The organism is Streptomyces venezuelae, from assembly GCF_008642355.1.
Classification (GTDB): Bacteria; Actinomycetota; Actinomycetes; order Streptomycetales; family Streptomycetaceae; genus Streptomyces; species Streptomyces venezuelae_B.
Genome location: NZ_CP029193.1, coordinates 5,699,971 through 5,721,562, shown reverse-complemented (window position 1 = coordinate 5,721,562; position 21,592 = coordinate 5,699,971). Strand labels below are relative to the sequence as shown.

Annotated in this window: 22 protein-coding genes; 8 read left to right on the top strand and 14 right to left on the bottom strand. The window is 70.9% G+C overall.

The window, feature by feature from the left end:
- Together DEJ47_RS26630 and DEJ47_RS26625 are read right to left on the bottom strand one after the other, a co-directional pair.
- On the bottom strand, positions 1-996 hold the full coding sequence (locus DEJ47_RS26630) for an SDR family NAD(P)-dependent oxidoreductase (protein WP_150172357.1): 996 nt from the start codon (positions 994-996) through the stop codon (positions 1-3).
- Positions 993-2,138, bottom strand: a complete 1,146-nt coding sequence (locus tag DEJ47_RS26625) for a UDP-N-acetylglucosamine--N-acetylmuramyl-(pentapeptide) pyrophosphoryl-undecaprenol N-acetylglucosamine transferase (RefSeq protein ID WP_150172355.1) — start codon at positions 2,136-2,138, stop codon at positions 993-995. The genes DEJ47_RS26630 and DEJ47_RS26625 overlap by 4 nt, the downstream gene beginning before the upstream one ends.
- A 64-nt stretch (positions 2,139-2,202) precedes the next feature.
- Between DEJ47_RS26625 and DEJ47_RS26620 the strand changes: the two genes are divergently transcribed.
- Both DEJ47_RS26620 and DEJ47_RS26615 read left to right on the top strand, forming a co-directional pair.
- Entirely contained in the window at positions 2,203-2,943 is a 741-nt protein-coding gene (locus tag DEJ47_RS26620; RefSeq protein WP_150172353.1) for a response regulator transcription factor, read from the top strand.
- Positions 2,940-4,340: a sensor histidine kinase gene (locus DEJ47_RS26615; protein WP_150172351.1), complete on the top strand. Its 1,401-nt coding sequence runs from the start codon at positions 2,940-2,942 to the stop codon at positions 4,338-4,340. The genes DEJ47_RS26620 and DEJ47_RS26615 overlap by 4 nt, the downstream gene beginning before the upstream one ends.
- 15 nt (positions 4,341-4,355) lie before the next feature.
- Here the strand turns inward: DEJ47_RS26615 and DEJ47_RS26610 are convergent, their stop codons facing one another.
- The 5 genes from DEJ47_RS26610 to DEJ47_RS26590 form a co-directional block, all read right to left on the bottom strand.
- Entirely contained in the window at positions 4,356-5,450 is a 1,095-nt protein-coding gene (locus tag DEJ47_RS26610) for an alpha/beta hydrolase (RefSeq protein ID WP_317850840.1), read from the bottom strand.
- A 180-nt stretch (positions 5,451-5,630) separates the two neighbouring features.
- Positions 5,631-7,331, bottom strand: a complete 1,701-nt coding sequence (locus DEJ47_RS26605) for a methylmalonyl-CoA mutase (protein ID WP_150172349.1) — start codon at positions 7,329-7,331, stop codon at positions 5,631-5,633.
- 83 nt (positions 7,332-7,414) lie between these two features.
- Positions 7,415-7,747 carry a DUF3817 domain-containing protein gene (locus DEJ47_RS26600; protein WP_150172347.1) on the bottom strand — a complete coding sequence of 111 codons (333 nt, stop codon included), beginning with the start codon at positions 7,745-7,747 and terminating at the stop codon, positions 7,415-7,417.
- A gap of 91 nt (positions 7,748-7,838) precedes the next feature.
- Positions 7,839-8,348, bottom strand: coding sequence for a MarR family winged helix-turn-helix transcriptional regulator (locus DEJ47_RS26595; protein WP_150172345.1), 510 nt, complete (start codon positions 8,346-8,348; stop codon positions 7,839-7,841).
- A gap of 10 nt (positions 8,349-8,358) precedes the next feature.
- Positions 8,359-9,612, bottom strand: a complete 1,254-nt coding sequence (locus DEJ47_RS26590; RefSeq protein ID WP_150172343.1) for an MFS transporter — start codon at positions 9,610-9,612, stop codon at positions 8,359-8,361.
- A 147-nt stretch (positions 9,613-9,759) separates the two neighbouring features.
- Here DEJ47_RS26590 and DEJ47_RS26585 point away from each other — a divergent pair, with 147 nt between their 5' ends.
- A complete protein-coding gene (locus DEJ47_RS26585; RefSeq protein ID WP_150172341.1) occupies positions 9,760-10,773 on the top strand; it encodes an ArsR/SmtB family transcription factor in 1,014 nt (337 codons plus the stop codon).
- Positions 10,774-10,830: 57 nt separating this feature from the next.
- Positions 10,831-11,856: a glycoside hydrolase family 6 protein gene (locus DEJ47_RS26580; RefSeq protein WP_150172339.1), complete on the top strand. Its 1,026-nt coding sequence runs from the start codon at positions 10,831-10,833 to the stop codon at positions 11,854-11,856.
- Positions 11,857-11,897: 41 nt separating this feature from the next.
- Here the strand turns inward: DEJ47_RS26580 and DEJ47_RS26575 are convergent, their stop codons facing one another.
- The 7 genes from DEJ47_RS26575 to DEJ47_RS26545 all read right to left on the bottom strand — a co-directional run bounded on the left by DEJ47_RS26575 (position 11,898) and on the right by DEJ47_RS26545 (position 18,701).
- Positions 11,898-13,865: a kelch motif-containing protein gene (locus tag DEJ47_RS26575; RefSeq protein ID WP_150175880.1), complete on the bottom strand. Its 1,968-nt coding sequence runs from the start codon at positions 13,863-13,865 to the stop codon at positions 11,898-11,900.
- A 12-nt stretch (positions 13,866-13,877) separates the two neighbouring features.
- The gene (locus tag DEJ47_RS26570; protein ID WP_150175879.1) at positions 13,878-15,635 is read right to left on the bottom strand and encodes a glycosyltransferase family 2 protein; all 1,758 of its coding nucleotides are present in this window, start codon (positions 15,633-15,635) and stop codon (positions 13,878-13,880) included.
- A 224-nt stretch (positions 15,636-15,859) separates the two neighbouring features.
- Positions 15,860-16,510, bottom strand: coding sequence for a TetR/AcrR family transcriptional regulator (locus DEJ47_RS26565; RefSeq protein WP_150172337.1), 651 nt, complete (start codon positions 16,508-16,510; stop codon positions 15,860-15,862).
- Complete coding sequence (locus DEJ47_RS26560) at positions 16,507-17,196, bottom strand: DUF4166 domain-containing protein (RefSeq protein WP_150172335.1); 690 nt, start codon at positions 17,194-17,196, stop codon at positions 16,507-16,509. The genes DEJ47_RS26565 and DEJ47_RS26560 overlap by 4 nt, the downstream gene beginning before the upstream one ends.
- Positions 17,193-17,912 (bottom strand): hypothetical protein, encoded by a 720-nt coding sequence (locus DEJ47_RS26555; RefSeq protein ID WP_150172333.1) that lies wholly within the window; start codon positions 17,910-17,912, stop codon positions 17,193-17,195. The genes DEJ47_RS26560 and DEJ47_RS26555 overlap by 4 nt, the downstream gene beginning before the upstream one ends.
- 148 nt (positions 17,913-18,060) lie before the next feature.
- The gene (locus DEJ47_RS26550; RefSeq protein WP_150172331.1) at positions 18,061-18,354 is read right to left on the bottom strand and encodes an MTH1187 family thiamine-binding protein; all 294 of its coding nucleotides are present in this window, start codon (positions 18,352-18,354) and stop codon (positions 18,061-18,063) included.
- Positions 18,351-18,701 carry a DUF3817 domain-containing protein gene (locus DEJ47_RS26545; protein WP_150172329.1) on the bottom strand — a complete coding sequence of 117 codons (351 nt, stop codon included), beginning with the start codon at positions 18,699-18,701 and terminating at the stop codon, positions 18,351-18,353. Before DEJ47_RS26545 ends, DEJ47_RS26550 begins: the two co-directional genes overlap by 4 nt.
- Before the next feature lie 167 nt (positions 18,702-18,868).
- On the opposite strand from DEJ47_RS26545, the gene DEJ47_RS26540 reads away from it, so the two are divergent.
- The 4 genes from DEJ47_RS26540 (at position 18,869) to DEJ47_RS26525 (ending at position 21,566) form a co-directional block, all read left to right on the top strand.
- Positions 18,869-19,507 (top strand): AIM24 family protein, encoded by a 639-nt coding sequence (locus tag DEJ47_RS26540; RefSeq protein ID WP_150172327.1) that lies wholly within the window; start codon positions 18,869-18,871, stop codon positions 19,505-19,507.
- A gap of 1 nt (position 19,508) precedes the next feature.
- Positions 19,509-20,159, top strand: coding sequence for an AIM24 family protein (locus tag DEJ47_RS26535; protein ID WP_150172325.1), 651 nt, complete (start codon positions 19,509-19,511; stop codon positions 20,157-20,159).
- A complete protein-coding gene (locus DEJ47_RS26530) occupies positions 20,156-20,971 on the top strand; it encodes an AIM24 family protein (RefSeq protein ID WP_150172324.1) in 816 nt (271 codons plus the stop codon). Before DEJ47_RS26535 ends, DEJ47_RS26530 begins: the two co-directional genes overlap by 4 nt.
- 118 nt (positions 20,972-21,089) lie before the next feature.
- On the top strand, positions 21,090-21,566 hold the full coding sequence (locus DEJ47_RS26525; RefSeq protein ID WP_150172322.1) for a MarR family winged helix-turn-helix transcriptional regulator: 477 nt from the start codon (positions 21,090-21,092) through the stop codon (positions 21,564-21,566).
- Positions 21,567-21,592 lie beyond the last annotated feature (26 nt).

Sequence of the window (21,592 nt, the reverse complement as noted above, 5' to 3'; positions counted from 1 at the left end):
TCAGACCTGATACCGCTCAGGCGCGAACAGCGCCAGGTTCTCGGCGACCCAGGCCGACGTGTGCTTGAGCCCCTCGGCAAGGGAGACCTCAGGAACCCACCCCGCCCACTCCCGCGCCCGGGAGTTGTCCGACAGAAGCCGCTCCACCTCACTCCCCGAAGGGCGAAGCCGCGCCGGATCGACGACCACGGACGCCTCCCGCCCCGACGCCGCGATCAGCGCCTCCGCGAGGTCACCGATGGAGATCTCCCGGCCCACGCCGAGGTTGACCGCGTGGCCGAGCGCCCGGTCGGCGACGGCCAGCGCCATGAAGCCGCGCGCCGTGTCCGTCACGTACGTGAAGTCCCGCGTGGGCGTCAGCGATCCCAGCTTGATCTCGCGCGCGCCCGCGTGGAGCTGGGCGAGGATCGTCGGGATGACGGCGCGCGCCGACTGGCGCGGACCGTACGTGTTGAAGGGCCGCACCACCGTCACCGGCAGCTCGAACGCGTGCCAGTGCGAGAGCGCCATCATGTCGGCGCCGATCTTCGACGCGGAGTACGGCGACTGCGGCTGAAGCGGGTGCGCCTCGCTGATCGGCGCCGTCAGGGCGGTCCCGTACACCTCACTCGTGGACGTGTGCACCATGCGCCGCACGGAGTGCCGCCGGCACGCCTCCGCGACGTTCTCCGTGCCGACGACGTTCGTCTGGACGTACGCGCCCGGGGAGTCGTACGAGTACGGGATGCCGATCAGCGCGGCGAGGTGGAAGACCGTGTCGCAACCGGCGACCGCGTCCATCACGCGCCCCGGATCCCGTACGTCTCCCGCGAGCATCTCGACCCTGGAGTCACCCAGGAGATGCGCCAGGTGCCCCTTCTCCGCGTACGGCTTGTAGTGCACGAACGCCCGGACCTTCGCGCCCGCTTCGAGGAGCTGGTCGACGAGCGTCGAGCCGATGAAGCCCTCGGCGCCGGTGACGAGGACGGTGCGGTTCTGCCAGGAAAAGGTGTTCATGCGTACTCCAGGTGGGACGTGGTGCGGGTGAGTCCGAGGACCCGCTCCGCGAGCAGGTCGGCGGCGCGGGCGTGCGGTCCGGGATCGGCGGCGCCGCTCATCGCGGCGAGCCGCACCGGGTCCGCGAGGAGCGGGCCGACGAGCTGCGCGAGCCGGTCCGCGGTGGTCTCGGCGTCGGGCAGCAGGAGGCCCGCTCCGGCGTCGGAGAGGACCCGGGCGTTGTGGGTCTGGTGGTCGCCCGGCGCGTGCGGGTAGGGCACGAGTACGGCGGGGACGCCGGTGGCGGCGAGTTCGGCGACGGTCGCCGAGCCCGCGCGGCACACGACGAGGTCGGCGGCGGCGTAGGAGAGGTCCATGCGGTCGAGGTAGGGGACGGCGCGGGCGACCGCGTCACCGCCCTCGGCGGCGAGCCGCGCCCGCGTCTCGTCCAGGGCCGCGGGCCCGGTCTTGATGAGGAGGTGTACGTCCCTGCGCTCCCGCCACCGTGCCGCGAGGCCGACGGCCGCCTCGGTGAGGCGGGCCGCGCCGAGGCTGCCGCCGTTGAAGAGGATCAGGCGGGCGCCGGGCGGCACGCCGAGCTCGCGCCGGGCCTGCGGGCGCAGCGCGGCCCGGTCGAGCGCGGCGAGCGGCGCCGCGATCGGCATGCCGGTGGTGTGCGCGCGGTCGCCGCCGGGCAGGTGGGCGCGGCTGCGGTCGAAGGCGACGGCGATGTTCGGGGTGAGCCGGGCGGCGAACCGGTTGGCGCGGCCGGGTACGGCGTTGGACTCGTGGATGAGGCTCGGCAGCCCCGCCATGCGGGCGCCGACGATGACGGGGGCGCTGGGGTAACCGCCCATGCCGACGGCGACCTGTGCGCTCTGCTCGCGCAGGATGGCCCGGCACTGGGCGCCGGACTTCAGCAGGGCGGCGGGGAGCAGGTAGCGGCGGGCGCCGAGCGACGGATCGAAGGGGATCATGTCGACGGTGTGGAGACGGTATCCGGCGTCGGGTATCAGCCGGGTCTCCAGGCCGCGTTCGGTGCCGACGAAGGAGATCACCGCGCCCGGTACGGCCCGGCGCAGCGCGTCGGCGAGGGCGAGTCCGGGATAGATGTGCCCGCCGGTGCCGCCCGCGCCGATCACGACGGAGAGAGAGGTTCGCATGGCAGTGGAGCTTCACGGGGCGGTCTAAGAGGGTTTTAAGAGCCGTGTTTGGCACCTTTGGACCATGAGTTTCACGAGCGTGACCAGCAAGGGCGGGCCGCCGGGCGCGGGCGGGACGGCGCACCGCATCCTGGTCGTCGACGACGACCCCGAGGTCCGCGCCGCCGTCGAGGACGCGCTGACGGTCGAGGGCCACCATGTGCGGGGCGCGGCGGACGGCCACCGCGCGCTGACGGCGGTGGCCCACTGGCAGCCGGACCTCCTGGTCCTCGATGTGATGATGCCGGTCATGGACGGCCTCGCGGTCTGCCGTCAGCTGCGGGCGGCGGGCGACCGCACGCCGGTCCTGGTCCTCACGGCGCTGGACTCGGTGAGCGAGCGCGTCGACGGCCTGGACGCGGGCGCCGACGACTACCTGGTCAAGCCGTTCGCGCTCGACGAGCTGGTGGCGCGGGTGCGGGCGCTGCTGCGGCGCGCGACACCGGAGCGGGTCGCGGACGACGGCGATGACCTCGCGTACGGCGATCTGGTCCTGGACCCCGCGACGCGCACCGGTCGGCGCGGCGGGCGGCGGATCGAGTTCAGCCGTACGGAGGCCGTCCTGCTGGAGCTGCTGCTGCGCAACGCGGGGCAGGTCCTGCCGCGCGAGCTGATCCAGCAGGCGGTGTGGGGCCGTGACTTCGGCCCCGACTCCAACTCGCTCGCGGTGTACGTCGGTTACCTGCGCCGGAAACTCGAATCCGGCGGCGAGCCCCGCCTCGTCCACACGGTGCACGGCGTCGGCTACCGGCTGGGCTCCCCGTGAGCGCGCGGCGCAGGCTCGGCGCGCGGTGGCGGCGGCGCAGGCCGCTGCGGACCCGCCTCGCGGTGGTGGCGGCGGCTGCCGTGGCGGTGGTGGCGATCGGGGTGTGTGCCGCCGCGTTCTTCGTGATCCGCTACAAGCTGTATCAGCAGCTCGACCAGAACCTCGCGCAGTCGGCGACGCTCATCGCCCAGCAGCACCGGTCCGAGGGGCTCGGCGTCATGACGGGCGAGTGCCGGTTCCTCGGGGCACCCGCCTGCTCGCAGCTGGTCCCGGCGGACGCGGCGGACGACCCGTCGGAGCCTTACCTTCTGCCGGTGTCGGACCGGACGCGCGCGGTCGCCGCCGGCCACCGCCCCGCCTACTACGCCAACATCACGCTCCCCGGCGGCAAGCCGGGCCGCATGTACACCACCACGTTCGGCAAGGAGGGCGTAGCGGTACAGGCCGCCCTGCGCGCGGACATCGCCGAGCGCGGCGTCAGTCAGGCCGCGTCGCTGCTCGCCGCGGTGGGCGGAGCCGGTGTACTGCTGTCCGGGCTCGGCGGCTACTGGGTCTCCCGTACCGGCCTGGCCCCGATCACCCGCCTGACGGCGACCGCCGAGCGCATCGCCGCCACACGCGACGCCCGCCACCGCATCGAACTCCCCCCGGGCCGGCCGGCCCGCGCGGGCCGCGAGGACGAAGTGACCCGCCTGGCCACCTCTTTCAACACGATGCTGGCCGAACTGGAGGAGTCCGTCGCGGCCCGCCGCCGCCTGGTCGCCGACGCCTCGCACGAACTGCGCACCCCGCTGACCGCGCTGCGCACGAACGCGGAACTCCTGGCACGTGCGGACCGGCTGACGAGCACCCAGCGGGACCGGGCCTCCGGGGCACTCGCGCGTCAGCTGCGCGAGGTCACCGGCCTGGTCAACGACTTGATCGAACTGGCGAGGGAGGAGGAGCCGCGGCCCCTCCTCGAAGAGGTACGGCTGGCCCCGCTGGTCACCCACACGGTCGACGCGGCCCGCGGCCACTGGCCGACGGTCTCCTTCACCCTCCACGTGGCGCCGGACGCGGCCGACCTGACGATGCCGGGCGTACCGGCACGCCTGTCCCGCCTCCTGACCAACCTCATCGACAACGCGGCCAAGTTCAGCCCACCGGGCGGCCCGGTCGAGATCACCCTGACCCGCACGGAACTGTCCGTACGCGACCACGGCCCCGGCATCGCCGAGGAGGACCTGCCCTTCGTCTTCGACCGCTTCTACCGCGCCGAGAAGGCCCGCGCCCTCCCCGGCTCGGGCCTCGGTCTGGCGATGGCCCGCCAGATCGCACACGCACACGGAGCGGACCTGACGGCGGAACGGGCACCGGGAGGAGGAGCACTCTTCCGCCTGATTCCACCGGCGCCTTGAGGCCCTGAAGCGCGTCTACTTGTCCTTCTCCCAGGCGCAGCTGCCGAGTGTGGCCCTGTCCTTGGTGACGAGGCGGTCGGCCTCGCGGGCGGCCAGTACGCGGGTGTGGTCGCCCTTGCAGACCACGGTGCGGTCGCCGTGTCCGGCCAGGTCGACGAGGATCTGGTCCCAGTGCCGGTACTGCACGTCGTGCCCGGAGTCGGCGTACGAGCGGACCTTCGCGGTGCCCGGCAGCTCCCTCTGCCATGTCCTCAGGGTCGCGGGCGGCACGGTGGTGTCCTTCTTGCCGCCGTAGAGGTAGACGGGGGCGTCGAGCTTCGACAGGTCGGGGCCGGGGCGCCCGCAGTACAGCTTCTGCTCGTGGACCTGGGGCGCGGGGTCCGCCTGCTGGCCGCGCTGGTGGTACGTGCGCGCCCCTTCCTCGTACGCCGTGTCGGCGAAACCGGGAATCGACTTCACGGGGCTGTCGTCGGGGAAGGCCCACCACTTGCGGGGGTCCTTGATCTGGTCCTCGACGGCGTCGGAGAGCGCGTCGTCGGAGAGACCGCAGTACGCGGGCTTCGTGCCGTACGGAGGGAGGGCGGCGGCGAGGTGCAGCTGGGTGATCCGTTCCGGGGCACGGGCGGCGAGTTCGGCGGCGTAGGGGCCGCCGCCGGATATCGCGACGACGGACACGTCGTCGACGCCGAGCTTGTCGAGGACCTCCAGGGCGTCCCCGGCGAAGTCGGCCTTGCCGAGCTTCTCGTCGAACTCGGTGTCGCCGAAGCCGTTGCGTTCCACGGAGATGAGACGCAGGCCCAGGTCCTCGCGGGTGGTGCGGAAGAAGTCCGTCATGTGCGAGGCGCGGGCGCTGGTGCCGGTGCCGCCGATGAAGAGGACGGGCTTTCCGTCCTTCTCACCGGTGTCGGAGTAGTGGGCGGTCCGCCCGTCGGAGAGCTTCACGGCGCGCACGTCGGGGCCGAGGGAGTCGAAGTCGTCCTGCACCTGCGGCTCGGGCGGCGGGCTGGCGCTCACTTCGCCGGAGCCGCCCACGAGCAGCGCGCCGAGAACGGTGCAGGTGGCAGCACCGATGGCGAGGGCGGCGGTGCGGGCGTGACCGGTCGAGCTCACGGGTTCTCCTGGGGCGGGGTGCGTCTGGCCGGCCCGGCACCTGCCCAGACCTCTGGGTCTTAAACCCGCGAATCCCGACCACGCACCCCGGCAACCCGGTCGCGTACCCGTCTGCGGCTCGGTGGGGGGGGTGTTCGCGCAGTTCCCCCCCCCGCCCGCCCGCGGAGGACAGCGCGCCGCCTAGAAGCCCGGCGGCTCCACGTAAACCCCCCACTCCTCGCGAAGCACCCCGCAGATCTCCCCGAGCGTCGCCTCCGCGCGGACCGCCTCCAGCATGGGGGCGATCATGTTCGAGCCGTCCCGTGCCGCCGCGAGCATCGCGTCCAGAGAGGAGCGGACCCGCGCGTCGTCACGGCGCGCCTTCCGGCCGCCCAGCTCACGCACCTGCTCCCGCTCCACCTCATGGCTGACCCGGAGGATCTCCAGGTCTCCCGTGACGGAACCTTCGAGGCAGTTGACGCCGACGACCCGCTTGTCGCCCTTCTCCAGGGACCGCTGGTACTGGAACGCGGACTCGGCGATCTCGCCGGTGAACCAGCCGTCCTCGATGCCCCGCAGGATGCCCGAGGTGATCGGCCCGATCGGGTGCTGCCCGTCCGGGCAGGCCCTCCGCCCCCGCTCCTTGATCTGCTCGAAGATCTTCTCCGCGTCGGCCTCGATGCGGTCGGTGAGCTGCTCGATGTACCAGGAGCCGCCCAGCGGGTCGGCGACGTTCGCGACCCCGGTCTCCTCCATGAGCACCTGCTGCGTACGGAGCGCGATCTCCGCCGCCTGCTCGCTCGGCAGGGCGAGGGTCTCGTCCAGCGCGTTGGTGTGGAGGGAGTTCGTGCCGCCGAGCACCGCGGCGAGGGCCTCGACCGCCGTACGGACCACGTTGTTGTACGGCTGCTGAGCCGTCAGCGAGACACCCGCCGTCTGCGTGTGGAACCGCAGCCACTGCGCCTTGTCGGTCTTCGCGCCGTACTCGTCCCGCAGCCACCGCGCCCAGATGCGCCGCGCCGCCCGGAACTTCGCGATCTCCTCGAAGAAGTCGACGTGGGCGTCGAAGAAGAAGCTGAGGCCCGGGGCGAAGACGTCGACGTCCAGGCCGCGGCTGAGGCCCAGCTCCACGTACCCGAAGCCGTCCGCGAGCGTGTACGCCAGCTCCTGCGCGGCCGTCGCCCCGGCCTCCCGGATGTGGTAGCCGGAGACGGAGAGCGGCTTGTACGCGGGGATGTCGCGCGCGCAGTGCTCCATCAGGTCGCCGATGAGGCGCAGGTGCGGCTCGGGCTGGAAGAGCCACTCCTTCTGCGCGATGTACTCCTTGAAGATGTCGGTCTGGAGCGTGCCGTTGAGGACGCCCGGGTCGACCCCCTGGCGCTCGGCCGCGACGAGGTACATGCAGAAGACGGGCACGGCGGGCCCGCTGATGGTCATCGACGTCGTCACGTCGCCGAGCGGGATGTCCTTGAAGAGGACCTCCATGTCGGCGGCGGAGTCGATGGCGACGCCGCAGTGGCCGACCTCGCCGAGCGAGCGCGGGTCGTCGGAGTCGCGGCCCATCAGGGTCGGCATGTCGAAGGCGACGGAGAGGCCGCCGCCTCCGTTGGCCAGGATCATCTTGTAGCGCTCGTTCGTCTGCTCGGCGTTGCCGAAGCCCGCGAACTGGCGGATGGTCCAGGTCCGGCCGCGGTACCCGGTCGGGTAGAGCCCGCGCGTGAAGGGGTACTCCCCCGGCCAGCCGATCCGCTCGAACCCGTCGTACGTGTCACCGGGCCGCGGCCCGTAGACGGGGTCGACCGGGTCCCCGGAGAGCGTGGTGAAGTCCGCGTCGCGCTTGCGGGCCTTGTCGTAACGGGCCTGCCAGCGCCGGCGGCCTTCCTCGATCGCGTCAGCGTCCATACCATCGAATTTACTAGGACGTCCTAGTAAAAGTCGATGGCCAACCGCCACGGACCTGTCCGTGGCGGTGGTGAGTTACGCCATCACGCCTTGGCGGTCGCCGGGGAGCCGTCGGCGATCAGCGGCTCGACCTCGCGGACGACCTTGCGCTCCACGAAGAACGCGGCGGTCGGAATCGTGCCCGAGACCAGCACCCACAGCAGCTTCCCGAACGGCCACTTCGCCTTGGAACCCAGGTCGAAGGCGAAGATCAGGTAGATGATGTAGAGGACTCCGTGGACCTGGGAGACCACCAGGGTCAGCCCCTCGCCCGTGTCGAAGCCGTACTTGGCCACCATGCAGGCGCACAGGATGAGGAGCATGACGGCGGTGACGTAAGCCATCACCCGGTAGCGGGTCAGCACGCTGGATTTCATGGCTACGAGCGTAACCGTCTGATGTGCGCGATCTTCGCCGACCCCGGCCGACCGGAACGAGCCGGTCCTGCCCCGGGCCCCGCGTCCGGACCTACTTCTCCTCGAAGTCCTCCGCCGCCACCCGCAGCGGCCTGAGCATCGCGAAGATCTCCCCGCACTCCTCCGCGTCGTACACCCCGAGCCCGAAGTCCATCGCCATCAGCTCGCGCGTCGCGGCCTCGACCACCTCGCGACCCTTCTCCGTGATGGAGGCGAGCGTGCCGCGGCCGTCGTTGGGGTTCGGGCGCTTGTCGACCAGACCGGACTTGACCAAGCGGTCCACCGTGTTCGTGACCGACGTCGGGTGCACCATGAGCCGCTCGCCGATCTTCGACATCGGCAGCTCGCCGGCCTGCGAGAAGGTGAGCAGCACCAGCGCCTCGTAGCGCGCGAAGGTCAGTCCGTACGGCTTCACGACCGCGTCGACCTCGGCGAGCAGAATCTGGTGCGCCCGCATGATCGAGGTGATCGCGGCCATGGCCGGGACCGATCCCCAGCGCTGCTTCCAGAGCTCGTCGGCGCGGGCGATGGGATCGAAGGGGAGGCTGAGCGGCTTCGGCACGCCATCGACCTTACCCGTCGGTCACATGGTGGTCAGCCCCGTCTCGCGATTCGGTCGAACGTACCTCCGCCGCCAGGAGCAGACAGCAGACCGTGCCGATGACCCCCGCGCCCGCGACGACCGTGCTCACCGCGAAGAACTCCGCGGCGAGCCCCGCGAGCGCCATGCCGACGCCCTGGATCGTCATGAGGCCCGCCGTCAGCACCGTCATCGCACGCCCCCGCAGCTCGTCGGGCACGGCGTCGACGAACCAGCGGTCGAGACCCAGCGTGTACGCCGAGGCCGCGCCCGTGAGCGCGAGGGCGACGAGCGCCGGGAGGAGACCCGGCGTGAACGCGTACACGGTGAGCGGCACCAGCGCGAGCGAGGCGAGTGGCAGCACGATGCGGGCGCGCGTGCCCGCGGAGAGCGCGGACCCGGCGTACAGCTCGCCCGCGATGGTGCCCACCGGTGCGGCGCCCATGAGGAGGCCGACGCCCGCGACGCCGATGCCGACCTCGTCCGCGTAGGGCGCGGCGAGTGCCTCCGGGACGACCATGAACATGGGCGGTGCCCAGAAGAGCAGCATGAGGGCCCGCACGCGGCGGTCGCCGAGCACGTCGCGCGCGCCGCCCAGCGAGTGGCGGACGAGCGCGCCGTCGCCGCTGCCCCCGCGCGCGGGCCGCCGCTTCGTCCCCCACCGCAGCAGCAGCGCGGACGCCACGAACGTGCAGACGGTGATGGTCAGCGCGCCGCGCGGCGAGACGACGGTGAGGAGTACGCCGCCGACCCCGAAGCCCACCAGGACGGAGCTCTGCGACACGATCCGCAGCAGGGACCGGCCGAGGACGAACAGCTCGCCGTCCCCGAGGATGTCCGTGAGGGTCGCCATGCGCGTGCCGTTGAAGACGGGCGCGACGAGGGCGATGGCGCAGCGCAGCGCGAGCAGCCCGGCGACGGGGGTCGCGGGCAGCGCCATCAGGCCCGCGCACCCGGCGCACACCAGATCGCACACGACGAGCACGAGGCGCGGCGGGCACCGGTCGGCGATCCCGGACAGCAGCGTGCCGCCCACCAGGTACGGCAGCATGCCGAGGGCGAAGGTGAGCGCACTGAGCAGCGGGGATCCCGTGAGGCCGTAGACCAGGACGGTCAGCGCGATCTCGCTGACGACGACGCCGAGCAGGGAGAGCGCGTGCGCGACGAAGACGGCCCGGAACTCGCGTACGGCGAAGACGCGCCGGTAGCCGGTGGCGGCTGCGGTGGGCGGGGTGGACGGCGGCATGGGCGCAGCCTCACGCGGACAGAGCCCGCCGCCCTAAAGTTTCGTTCTCCGGCGAATGTCCATGCGGATATCCCGGCGAACGTCCGGCGCCACGTCCGCGACGACATCGCCCGGCCGCCGAAAGACCGCGACAAGGAGCCCGGACCCGTGCCCTTCCACATCCACTTCGGCCAGGACGACCTGTTGCGCTGCCGGTTCGCGGTGTCGCCGCTGTGGGAGACGCAGGAGGCCGTACGCACCCTCAAGCGCCCCGACCGCCACGCCTACCACCCCCGGTGGCTGCGCCGGATCCGTGAGGCGGCCCGTGACCTCGACCTCTCGGCGCTCTGGCTCCTGATGCCGCGGCGCGGGCACTCGCCCGACTTCCTCGGCCCGCCGCCGATCGGGCCCGCGGCCCGCTTCGAGGAGGAGATCGCGGGGGTCCGCGCGGCCGATCCGGTGGCCGCCCGGGACGACATGGCGCGGGCGCTCGCCTGCACCCCGGGCGCCGTCGACTCCCCGAGGGGGCGGGCCATGCTCGCCGATCCGGCGGGCGCGGTCCTGGAGCTCGCGGACGCCCTGGAGGCGGCCTGGCACGCGCTGATCGAACCGGAGTGGCCGCGGCTGCGGGCGCTCCTGGAGGCCGATGTCGCCTTCCATTCGCGGCGGCTCGCGGAGGTCGGACTGGGCGGGCTGCTTCCGGAGCTGGACCGGCGCCTGGCATGGGACACGGGGACGTTCACCGTCGAGTGGCACGACGAACACGTGCGGCACCTGACCGGGGAGGGGCTGATCCTGATCCCGAGCGTCTTCTCCTGGCCGGACGTGGTCAGCGGCTTCGACGCCCCGTGGCAGCCGACGCTCGCCTACCCGGTGCGGGGCGTGGCCGGTCTGTGGGCGGAGCCGTCGGACCGTACGCCCGAGGCGCTCGTACGGCTCCTCGGCCGGGGGCGCGCCACCGTGCTCGCCGCACTCGACGCGCCCGCCACCACGTCGGAGCTCGCGCACCGCCTCGGACTCGCGCCGTCGACCGTCTCCGCGCATCTGGCGGCGCTGCGGGGCGCCGGGCTCCTGGTGTCGCGGCGGTACGGACACCGGGTGATCTACGAGTGCACCCCGCTCGGCACCGCCCTCGCCACGGGGGGCGGTGTGGCTCAAGACCGTGACCAGTCCTTTATGTAACGATTGCCGGGCTGACTGACCGTCACTGTCACCGTCACCACCGCCCAAGGGGGCTGGATGCACCGGCTGCTCCGCACGTTCACGGCACTGGCGGCGTTCGCCGCCCTCGGGCTCCCGGCGGGCTGCTCCTCCGAATCCGCGTCCGGCGCGAAGGAGGAGGCCACCGTGCGCGGGGCCGCCACCGGGTCCGCCGGGCCGCCGGAAGGGACCTTCTGGGTCGACCCGGACAGCCCCGCCGCACGCCAGGTCGAGCAGTGGCGGCAGCAGGGCCGCACGCGCGACGCGGAGGCCCTGCGGCGCATCTCCGAGCAGCCCATGGCCGTGTGGCCGGCGGGCGACGACCCGGCGCCCGACATCGCGCAGGCCGTGCGGGGCGCGGCGAAGGAGAACCGCACCGTCGTGCTCGTCGCGTACAACATCCCGCACCGCGACTGCGGCCAGCACTCGGCGGGCGGCGCGGGCAGCGCGGACCAGTACCGGAGCTGGGTGGACACGTTCGCCGGCGCGATCGGCGACGCGCCCGCGCTGGTCGTCCTCGAACCCGACGCGATCCCGCACATCGTGGACGGCTGCACCCCGGCCGAGTACCACGAGGACCGCTACCAGCTGCTTTCCGAGGCGATCCAGCGGCTGAAGCGGCAGCCGAAGGTCACGGTGTACCTCGACGCGGGGAACCCCGGCTGGATCTCCGAGCCCGGCAAGCTGACCGAGCCGCTCCAGAAGGCGGGCGTCGCGCAGGCCGACGGCTTCTCCCTGAACGTCTCCAACTTCCAGAGCGACCGGACGATCAAGGCGTACGGCCGCACACTGTCGGCCACGGTCGGCGGCAAGCACTTCGTCATGGACACCAGCCGAAACGGCAGGGGCCCGCTGGCGGGCGACCGTCAGGACGCCTGGTGCAACCCGCCGGGACGCGGCCTCGGCACGCCGCCGACCGACCGCACGGGCGACCCGCTGGTCGACGCCGTGCTGTGGATCAAGCGGCCCGGCGACTCGGACGGACCGTGCCGGGGCGGTCCGGCGGCGGGCCAGTGGTGGCCGGACTACGCGCTGGGCCTCGCGCGCAACGCGAAGGCCGCCTGAGCACGCGGCTCCGCAGGCGGCCTTCTACCGATGCCGGTCGTTCAGTCGTCCGTACCGACGTGGATCCACTTCGCCTCGGACGACGTGCCGTCCGTGTCCGTCACGAACAGCATGTACCAGCCCGGCGGTACGAGCGCCGCGTCCTCGCGCGGCACGTCCACCGTCACCGAGCCCTTGCCCTTGCTGACCTCCAGCGCGATGGACCGCTGCTCGACGTCCGTCGTGTGGGTGACCGCGCTCGGCCGCATCAGACGGGCCGACGCGATGGTCTCGGGGCGGTCGATCCGGAAGGTCGCGCGGCCGTCGGCCGCCAGTTCCTCGGGCCCCTCGCCGAGCACCGGCCGGGTGGCGCCGCCGCGGTGGAGCGCGGGCGGCGTGAAGATCTCCATGCGCTGCTCGAAGTGGCCGAGCTTGGTGTTCTGCTCGTTGTCGTAGAGCGGATCGGAGCCGAACGTGGCGACCCGGCCGTCGGGCAGCAGCAGCGCCTCGGAGTGGTAGTTGCGGCCGACCTCGGGCGCCGCGGCCTCCTGGAACGCATTCGTTTTCGGGTCGTAGAACTGCGCCTTGTGGATGTTGCTCGCGCTGCGTCCGCGGTAGTCCGACGCCCCGTTCGTCGTGAAGACGGAGTCGTTCGGCATGAGGACGCTGTTCAGATAGCGCGTGCCCTGCGGCAGCTGCGGCCCCGTCTTGAAGGACGGGTTGTCCTCCTTCAGGTCGATGACGGCGGTCCGCCGGGTCGACTTCTCCGACTCGCCCACTCCCCCGCCGCCGAGGATCATCACCTTCTGGTCCTGGGCGGGCGGCAGCAGCACGGACGCCGACGTCTCGGTCTGGTCGAGGTCCTCCAGGCCGGGGACCTTCTCGAACTTGTTCGTGTCCAGGTCCCACAGACCCGGCTCACGGCCCTTGTCCGCGGGCCCGTAACCGGCGTTCGAGGCGGGGTAGAAGAGCTTTCCGCCCTTGGTGAGGAAGAGCGCGGGGTACGTGGGGAAGTACCGCTTGGGCCCGTCCGTCCACTTCTTCGTCTTCGGGTCGTAGATCTCGTTGTCGCCCGGGTCGACGACGCCCACGTCGTCGAGTCCGGAGACCGCGAGCACCTTGCCGTCCTCCAGGCCGACGAGCGTCGGGTACCAGCGGGCCTTCTCCATCGGCTCCACGGGAACGTACTTCTCGGCCTTCGGGTCGAACTCGTACGCCGCCCTGATCCCCTGGAAGTCCTGCTTCTCCATGTCGATCTTCTCGGCGATGCCGTACGTGTTGTCGGCCTCCTCACCGGTCAGTCCCTCGATCTCGTACTGCGCGGACTTCTCGGTGACGGACTGCTCGCCGTCCTGGACCGCCTCGACAAAGACCCGCGCCTCGCTCGCCTTGACCTTGGTCTTCCAGGGCTGCATGACACCGGACTTGGAGTACGTGATCTGGAAGTCCCTTTTGGCCTTGGGCACTTCGACGTCGAACTTGCTGACGTACTCGACACCCGAGGGCGACCGGAACTTGGTGCCCTTCTTCAGGACGACGGGCTTGTCGGGATTCTCGTTCTTCACCCGCATGCCGCCACCCGCCCGCTCGACCTCCCCGTCGAGCAGTTCGTAGCGGGCGGTCCCTCCGGCCACCAGAAGCCGTCCGTCGGGAAGCTGCGCGTGCCCTGAGCAGAAGAAGTCCTCGGGTGTCGGGATCTTCTTGAACGTGTCGTTCTTCGGATCCCACAGCACGGTGTCGAAGGACCCGGCGTCGAATTTCTTCTGCTCGTTGCCGGACCCGGCGACGATCAGCACCTTGCCCGTGTGGAGCAGCGCGGCGTGAATGGCGTTGGTGCGGAACTCCTCCGGAATGCTGACCTGTTTCCAGGAGCCGTACTTCTTCTTGTAGCCGGGCTGGGCGATCTTGTACGCGTGGTACTTCTCCTCGGCGAAGGAGAGCGCGGCGGGCGCGTTCAGGCCGACGAGCAGGGCGCCCGCGCCGACTCCGAGGAGCGTCTTCCTGGTGCGCTTGGAAGGCCGGTAGGCCATGGGGGCCATGAATCAGTTCCCTCCTGTCGACGTGCCGGTGGCGAACGCGGGCTCCGGCTCGCCTTCGGGGGCGGCTTCGCCGCGCAGGGCGGCGCGCGGTGGCTGCGGGTGGGGTTGCGGGTGGGCCCTGCGCTCCTTGATGAGGCCGTAGGCCCAGATGGACACGGGTGCCAGGGAGATGACCGTGGCGAGGACGGCCCAGGTGCGCATCGCCACGTGGGTGTGGCCGAGGACGAAGGAGGCGGTCAGCGAGCTCACGAGCACGAACGCCCAGAACAGATGGATCCGGAAGGTGAGGAGCCGGTCCGGGCTCGCGTCGCCGCCCTTGGGGGTGACGACGAAACGGCTCGGCCTGCGCACGACGGCGGCGCCGAGCGACTTGGCGTAGATGGGCGCGGAGAGCGCGGACATCGCCATCCCGGCGAGCCCTCCGGACCCCTCGGGCTCGTGCGGGGACACGTTGTGCCGGCGGTTCCACAGGTAGAGCCCGATCTGCAGGGCGGCCGCGTCGCTGTAGAGCATCAGCCAGACGGAGGCGGCGACCTGCGTGCCGGATGCCCCGAACCACAGGAACAGCACGCAACTGAGAATGCCGAGGAGCCAGTTCACGGCGGTCATGGGGTAGTACACGAGCATCAGGGAGTACGAGAAGAGCCGTCCGGGCGGCATCGTGAACGGCGCTTTCCAGTACTGCTTGAACAGCGTCTCGTACGTGCCGCGCGACCAGCGCATCTGCTGCGTGAAGAAGTCGGTCCAGGAGGCGGGCCCTTCACCGACCGCCAGCACGTCGGGGGTGTACACCGACCGCCAGTGGTTCTTGGTGAGCGGATTGCGGCGCCGGTGCAGCTCGAAGCCGGTGGCCATGTCCTCGGTGACGGAGTCGTGGAGTCCGCCGATCTGCGTGAGCGCACTGATCCGCACGACGTTGTTCGTGCCCACGAACATGGGGGCGCGGTAGCGGTTGCCTGCGCGCTGGATCAGCGCGTGGAAGAGGAACTGCTGCGACTCGGCCGCTTTGGTGACGGGCGTGGTGTAGTTCCCGTAGACCTGAGGACCGACGACGAACGCGACATCCGGGTCCCGGAAGTACCCCATCATCCGCTCCAGGAAATTGGGGAGCGGTACGTGGTCCGTGTCGACGGAGGCGAAGAAGTCGTACTCCGCGTGGTGCATCGCCAGCCAGGCGTTGTAGTTGCCGTGCTTGGTGCGTGCCTTGTGCGCGCCCTTCTTCCGGTTCCACTCGGGCACACCGTTGCGCGTGAAGTGCCGGACCCCGAGCTCCTCGCACAGAGCCTTGGCCTCGGGGCTGTCCCCTTCGTCGAGGAGCCATACGTCGAGGGGTCCGGAGTGGTGTATCCGAACGGCGCCTTCGAGCGTTGCCCGCACCATGCTCAGGGGTTCCTTGCCGGGAACGTACGTGGTCAGGAACGCGACGCGCGTCCCGCTCTCCGGACGCACGGGTATCGGATCCCTCGCGACCATCGTCGCGTGGGCGATCGACACGACGTTGACGAGCATGAAGAGCTCGATCAGTCCGATCGCCACGAGCATCGTGATGTCGAGCCCGATCAGCCACCGGTCGCCGCCCTCGCGTTCGGTCCAGTGAGTGGGCCACACGAGATAGACGAGCAGGAGTCCCGTGAGGACGGGGGCGAGGCTCATGAGCAGGACGGCACGTATTCGGTGCGGTTCGCCGGAGAGCAGCGAGCGGTACTGCACGCGATACGTGCCGCTGTCGCCGTCCGGCTCCGTGAGCGGTCCGGCGAGCATGCTGTGGGTCTCGTAGTCGTAGCCCTCCGGCTGCCGCACAGCGCCCTCCAGGTTCTGGTGGTCCAAGTTCCGCCGATACCCTCACAAAAGTGGACTTACCCGGGCGTGTCGAACGGGGTTCCCCCGTGCGGGCGGTTTTATGGTGGGCGGTTTGGGTGGGGTTGCGGAGGAGGGTGGGGTGTGAAGGGGCTCCTGCCCCCGCTGGGCGTCGCGGGGAGCCGAGCTCACCGCAACCGTCGCAGGCGGTGCCGGACCGCCCGCTGGGCAAGCGGCCCGAGATCCTCGACGGCGGAGACGAGAAGGGAGAGCGACTCCAAGGAGTCGAGCGCCCGCTCCGCCCCCGCCGCGTCCACCCCTTCGTAGAGCTCCATCCCCACGAACGACGCCCCCACCGCCCGCGCGAGCCCCACCGCGTCGACGAACTCCCCGAGCGGCGACGCGGACAGCACCCGCGTCAGGACCTTCTCGATCTCCTCGATCCAGAGGGCGAGCCCCGCGGCCGTCGCCGCGGCGAGCGTCGGCTGCGTCTGCGACCCGGCGAGCAGCTGGCCGAGCACGGCGACGTGCCCCGCCTCGCGCTCCTCCTCGTGCATCTCGCGCCCGAAGGCGAGCAGCCCGGAGAGGGAGTCGATCCCGGAGAGACGCTCCCGGTACCGGGAGACCCGCTGCTCCGTACCGTGCCGGCAGGCCGCCGCGAGCAGCTCGTCGACGGAGCCGAAGTGGTAGAAGACGAGGGCTTGATTGACCCCTGCCGTCGCCGCGATGTTCCGTGCGGACGTCTTGGCGATGCCTTGCTCCGTGAGGGTCCGCAACGCGCCCTCCAGGAGCTTGGTCCGGGTCTCCAGGCTCTTGGCCGGGTCCTTGGCCGCACTCACGCGCGTGCCTCCTCGCGGACCGGCCGGAGCCCGGGGCGGACTCCGCACGTACGGACGTCGGTGTACGTCGCCGTGAAGGACCCCTCGTAGCCGAACAGCGGCCCGAAGCGGGAATTGGTCACCCGGACCTGGATGCGGAAGCGACCCGCGTCCTCGTCCCAGGACTCGCGGACCTCCGCGTCGCCCCCGACGAGGGAGGGCACGCGGCAGTCCACGGGCCCCTCGCGGAAGCGGTGCTCGCCGGAGCGGATGAGGAGCGAGCCGTCGGGCTGCGCGCGGAAGTGGAGGTCGCTGGCGAGGTGCTGGTGCGTGCCGAGGTAGTCGAGCACGCGGTCGCCCTGGGGACTCAGGACCATCTGGGCATCGAAGCGGCGGGGCCCGCCGGGCAGGTCGAAGGTGCGCACGAAGGTCACCGTCTCACGGCCGTACGTGTCGGTGTACGGCACGTTCTCGATGACGAAGGGAACGTTCCTGCCCTGGCGCGGGACGAGGATGTTTCGGGTGCCGCCGAGGGCGAGGAACGGCTTCACGAACCCCCGCCCGTGCCAGATGCGGTCCATGACACCACGGCCCGTACAGGCCTCGCCGCCCGCGAGGCCGACGGAGAAGCGCCGCTGGAGCTGCGGGTGGAGCCGGTGGAAGTCGGCGCCCATGGCGGTCCGGAAGATCGAAGGGGCGCCGCTCATGAGTACCGGCCCCCCGCCTTCGTGAGCGGGCCGAGGCCGGACAGAACCCGCGGCTCGCGCGCGCGGACCGGCGGCTTGCGCAGACAACGGCGGGCCGCCGGGGTCGTGGGCAGCGGCGGCAGCACCAGCACCGAGGCCGCGACGGCAAGGGCCACCACGGGAACGAAGAGGACGGCGGCGGCCACGCACAGGAGCCGGACGACGCACTCCGCGACCGCGTGCGCCAGAGCCCGCTCCGGAGTGACGCCCCGCTCCAGCCACAGCCTGAGCCGGTCGAACGACCAGGCGGTCGCCCATCCCATGACGGGCCGGAAGACCAGCCGGTCGGCGATCTCGCCGAACCGCCCCCAGCGCGGGCGGTAGTCGTACCCGGTGAGGAAGCGGACCCCGTCGCCGTCCTCCGCCGGTACGTAGCGCCAGTAGCCGCTGCCCTCTTCGAGGAGGGAGAGCGGGTGCGGGGACGCGAAGCGCAGAGCGGAGGTCCTGGTGCCGTCCGGGCGCCGCTTCTCGCCCGCCGAGACCCCGGTGCCGGCGACGGTCAGAAACGGCAGCACGCGCGTCGCGTACCGGAAGCGCTGCGGCTCGCCCTCCGCGCACGGCAGGTAGTCGATCTCGCCGAACCGGAGGTCCCAGCGTCGGTGCTGATCGGGTTCCTGGGTGCGTGCCCAGAGGTCGTCGAGATCGGCGCGTATGCGCGCCTCGATGTACAGACTCACGGCAAACCCCCACGTCAACGCCATTTGAGCGACTGCTCAAAACGAAAGGTAGCGGGATTTGAGCAGTCGCTCAAGTCGGGGTGCGCAGAAAAGCCCCCGCCCAGGAACAGGGCGGGGGCTTTCGGGTCGGCACGGCCGCACGGTCCGCCTAAGAGGACAGATGCCGCTCCACCGTCTCGACCTTCGACGTGAGGCCGTCCGTCACACCGGGGCGGATGTCCGCCTTCATGACGACCGAGACCCGGGGCGAACGCGCCTCCACGGCGGCGACGGCGCGCTTGACGACGTCCATCACTTCGTCCCACTCGCCCTCGACGGAGGTGAACATGGCGTCGGTCCGGTTCGGCAGGCCCGACTCGCGGACCACGCGGACCGCGTCGGCGACGTACTCACCGACGTCCTCGCCGACCCCGAGCGGGGTCACGGAGAAGGCGACGATCATGCGTTCACGACGCCTTCCTTGCGGGCGCGCGAGGCGATCACCGCGGCCTCGGCCTCGCGCTTCAGCTTGCGCTCGGCCATGAAGCCGCCGCCGGGGATGAACGAGAACGCGAAGTACAGGGCGGCGGTCCCGAGGTCCCACTTGGCGCGGTTCCAGGCGTCGAGCCAGAAGACCACGTACAGGACGAAGAGCACGCCGTGGATCGGGCCGAGCACCGGCGCCACGTTGAAGTCCTCGGAGACCGTGTACTTGATGATCGTGCAGACCAACAGCACGATCCAGGAGATGCCCTCGGGCACGGAGACCAGGCGGAGGCGGCGGAGTGCGGAAGCGGTTTTGATGTCCACGGGTCACCTTCGGTGGGACGGACGACAGGAGGGGAGCGGGGCTCGGCGGCGCCGATCTTGTGAACGGACGCACAAGCGACCCCCATTGTGACATCGGGGTGTTCTCCGGGTTCGCTCAGGGCCCTTCACCCTGTTCTGGGTGGGTACGCGGCGGCTACCGTCGATTCGTGGCTACGTTCCGGCTCCAAGGGAGCAGAGTGCTCGCCGTCGACATGACGGGCGACGCCGTGAAGGCGAAGAACGGCTCGATGGTCGCGTACGACGGCCAGATGGCCTTCAAGAAGATGACCGGCGGCGGCGAGGGCATCCGGGGCATGGTGACCCGCCGCGTCACCGGCGAGCAGATGACGGTGATGGAGGTGAAGGGGCACGGCACCTGCTGGTTCGCCGACCGCGCCACCGAGATCAACCTCGTGCGGCTGACCGGCGAGAAGCTGTACGTGGAGGCGAGCAATTTGCTCTGCACCGACGCCGGCCTGCGCACCGGCACCAGCTTCACCGGCATGCGCGGCGCGACGCAGGGGAACGGCCTGTTCACGACGACGGTCGAGGGCACCGGCCAGGCGGCGATCGTCTCCGACGGCCCGGCGGTGGTGCTGCGCGTCTCCCAGCAGTACCCCCTGACGGTCGACCCGGGTGCCTACATCGCCCACCAGGGGAACGTCCGGCAGAGCTTCCAGTCCGGTGTCACGTTCCGCACCTTCCTGGGCGAGGGCGGCGGCGAGGCGTTCCAGATCCGCTTCGAGGGCGAAGGACTGGTCTACGTCCAGCCGAGCGAGCGGGCGACGATCGCGGGGGATGTGTGACATGCCCTTCCGTGAGATCAACTCGAAGATGATCGAGGCCACGGTGCAGCCGGGCGCCAAGATCTTCAGCCAGCGGGGCGCGATGCTCGCCTACCAGGGGGACGTCTCCTTCACCCCCAACATCCAGGGCGGCCAGGGCGGCTTCGCGTCCATGATCGGACGCCGGGTCGCGGGCGAGGCCACCCCCCTGATGACCGTCGAGGGCAGTGGCACGGTCCTGTTCGGGCACGGCGGGCATCACATCCAGGTCATCGGCCTCTCCGGAGACACGCTGTACGTGGAGGCGGACCGCCTGCTCGCCTTCGACGGCACGCTCCAGCAGGGCACGATGTTCCTGGGCTCCCAGGGCGGCGTCATGGGCATGGTGCGCGGCCAGGTGAGCGGCCAGGGCCTGTTCACCACGACCCTGAAGGGCCACGGCGCGGTCGCCGTCATGGCGCACGGCGGCGTCATCGAGGTGCCGATCACCCCCCAGCGCCCGGTCCACGTGGACCCGCAGGCGTATGTCGCGCACCACGGCGACGTGCGCAACAAGCTGTCCACGGCGCTCGGCTGGCGCGACATGGTGGGCCGCGGTTCCGGCGAGGCCTTCCAGCTGGAGCTGTCGGGGACCGGCGCGGTGTACGTCCAGGCCTCGGAGGAGAAGCTGTGAACCCCAACGCCCCCCATGTCTCGACGCCCGCGGGCGCGCCCGCCGTCTTCGACCCGGTGACGCTGCCGAGCGACGACAGCGTGAATCCGTACACCTTCTGCGTGGAGCTCAAGGGGAACCAGTGGTTCCTGCAGAAGGGGAAGATGATCGCCTACTACGGACGGATCGAGTTCAACGGCATCGGGCACGGCCGCCTGGACCGTCTGGTCCGGACCAGCTTTCATTCGCCGCTGCACGCGAGCGACTGGGTCGTGGCGGACGGGCAGGGCAAGATGCTCCTCGCCGACCGGGCCTTCGACGTGAATTCGTACGATCTCGAAGAGGGCAACCTGACCATTCGCTCCGGCAACCTCCTCGCTTTTCAGCCAACTCTCGCGCTGAAGCAGTCGATCGTTCCGGGCTTTCTGACCCTCATCGGCACGGGCAAGTTCGTCGCGGCGTCGAACGGCCCGGTGGTCTTCATGGAGCCCCCGATCCGTGTGGATCCACAGGCGCTCGTGGGGTGGGCGGACTGCCCTTCACCCTGCCATCACTACGACCACGGATACCTCACAGGCGTGATCGGAGGCGTGCGGGCACTGACCGGCATCGGCGGGACGTCCGGCGAGGAGCACCAGTTCGAGTTCGTCGGCGCCGGCACGGTCCTGCTCCAGTCCAGCGAGGCGCTGATGCCCGAACGGGCATCGGGAGAGGTGCCCCAGCAGGGTGGCGTACCGGGCGGACGGGGCACTCCGGGCCAACCGGGTCAGCAGCCCGGCGCACCGCGCCTTCCCGGACAACTGGGGGACCTCCAGCGTCGCTTCGGGCTGTGAGCGGTAGTCTGCGGAGTGTGACGGCGAACGCCTGTGCCCCTCCTGGAGGCAGGTGGTGCGAGGCGCGTCACATCCCACCATTCGTTCACCTTTCAACTTCTTAGGTAGAATCGATTCCATGGAGACCGAGACGGCCCCGCAGTGGCTGACCGACGAGGAACAGTGCGCCTGGCGCACCCACGTGGAGGTCAACAGGATGCTGACATATCAGCTCGAAAAGGACCTTCAGCCGTTCAACCTGACCATGAACGACTACGACATTCTCGTGTATCTCTCCGAGTCGGAAGAGCTCCGGATGCGGATGAGCGACCTTGCCGCCGCCACCCTGCAGTCCAAGAGCCGCCTGTCCCACCAGATCACCCGCATGGAGAACGCGGGCCTGGTGCGCCGTGAGAACTGCGAGTCCGACCGGCGGGGCCTCTACACCGTCCTCACCGAGGAAGGCATGGAGACCATGCGGAAGGTGGCCCCGCACCACGTCGCCTCCGTGCGGCGGCACTTCGTCGACCTCATCTCCGACGAGGCCCTCGAAGACCTGCGCAAGGCCCTGACCCCGATCGCGGAACACCTGCGCTCCCAGCGCGGCAAGCCCTGATCCGCACCGCCGTGGCCGGCCGCACC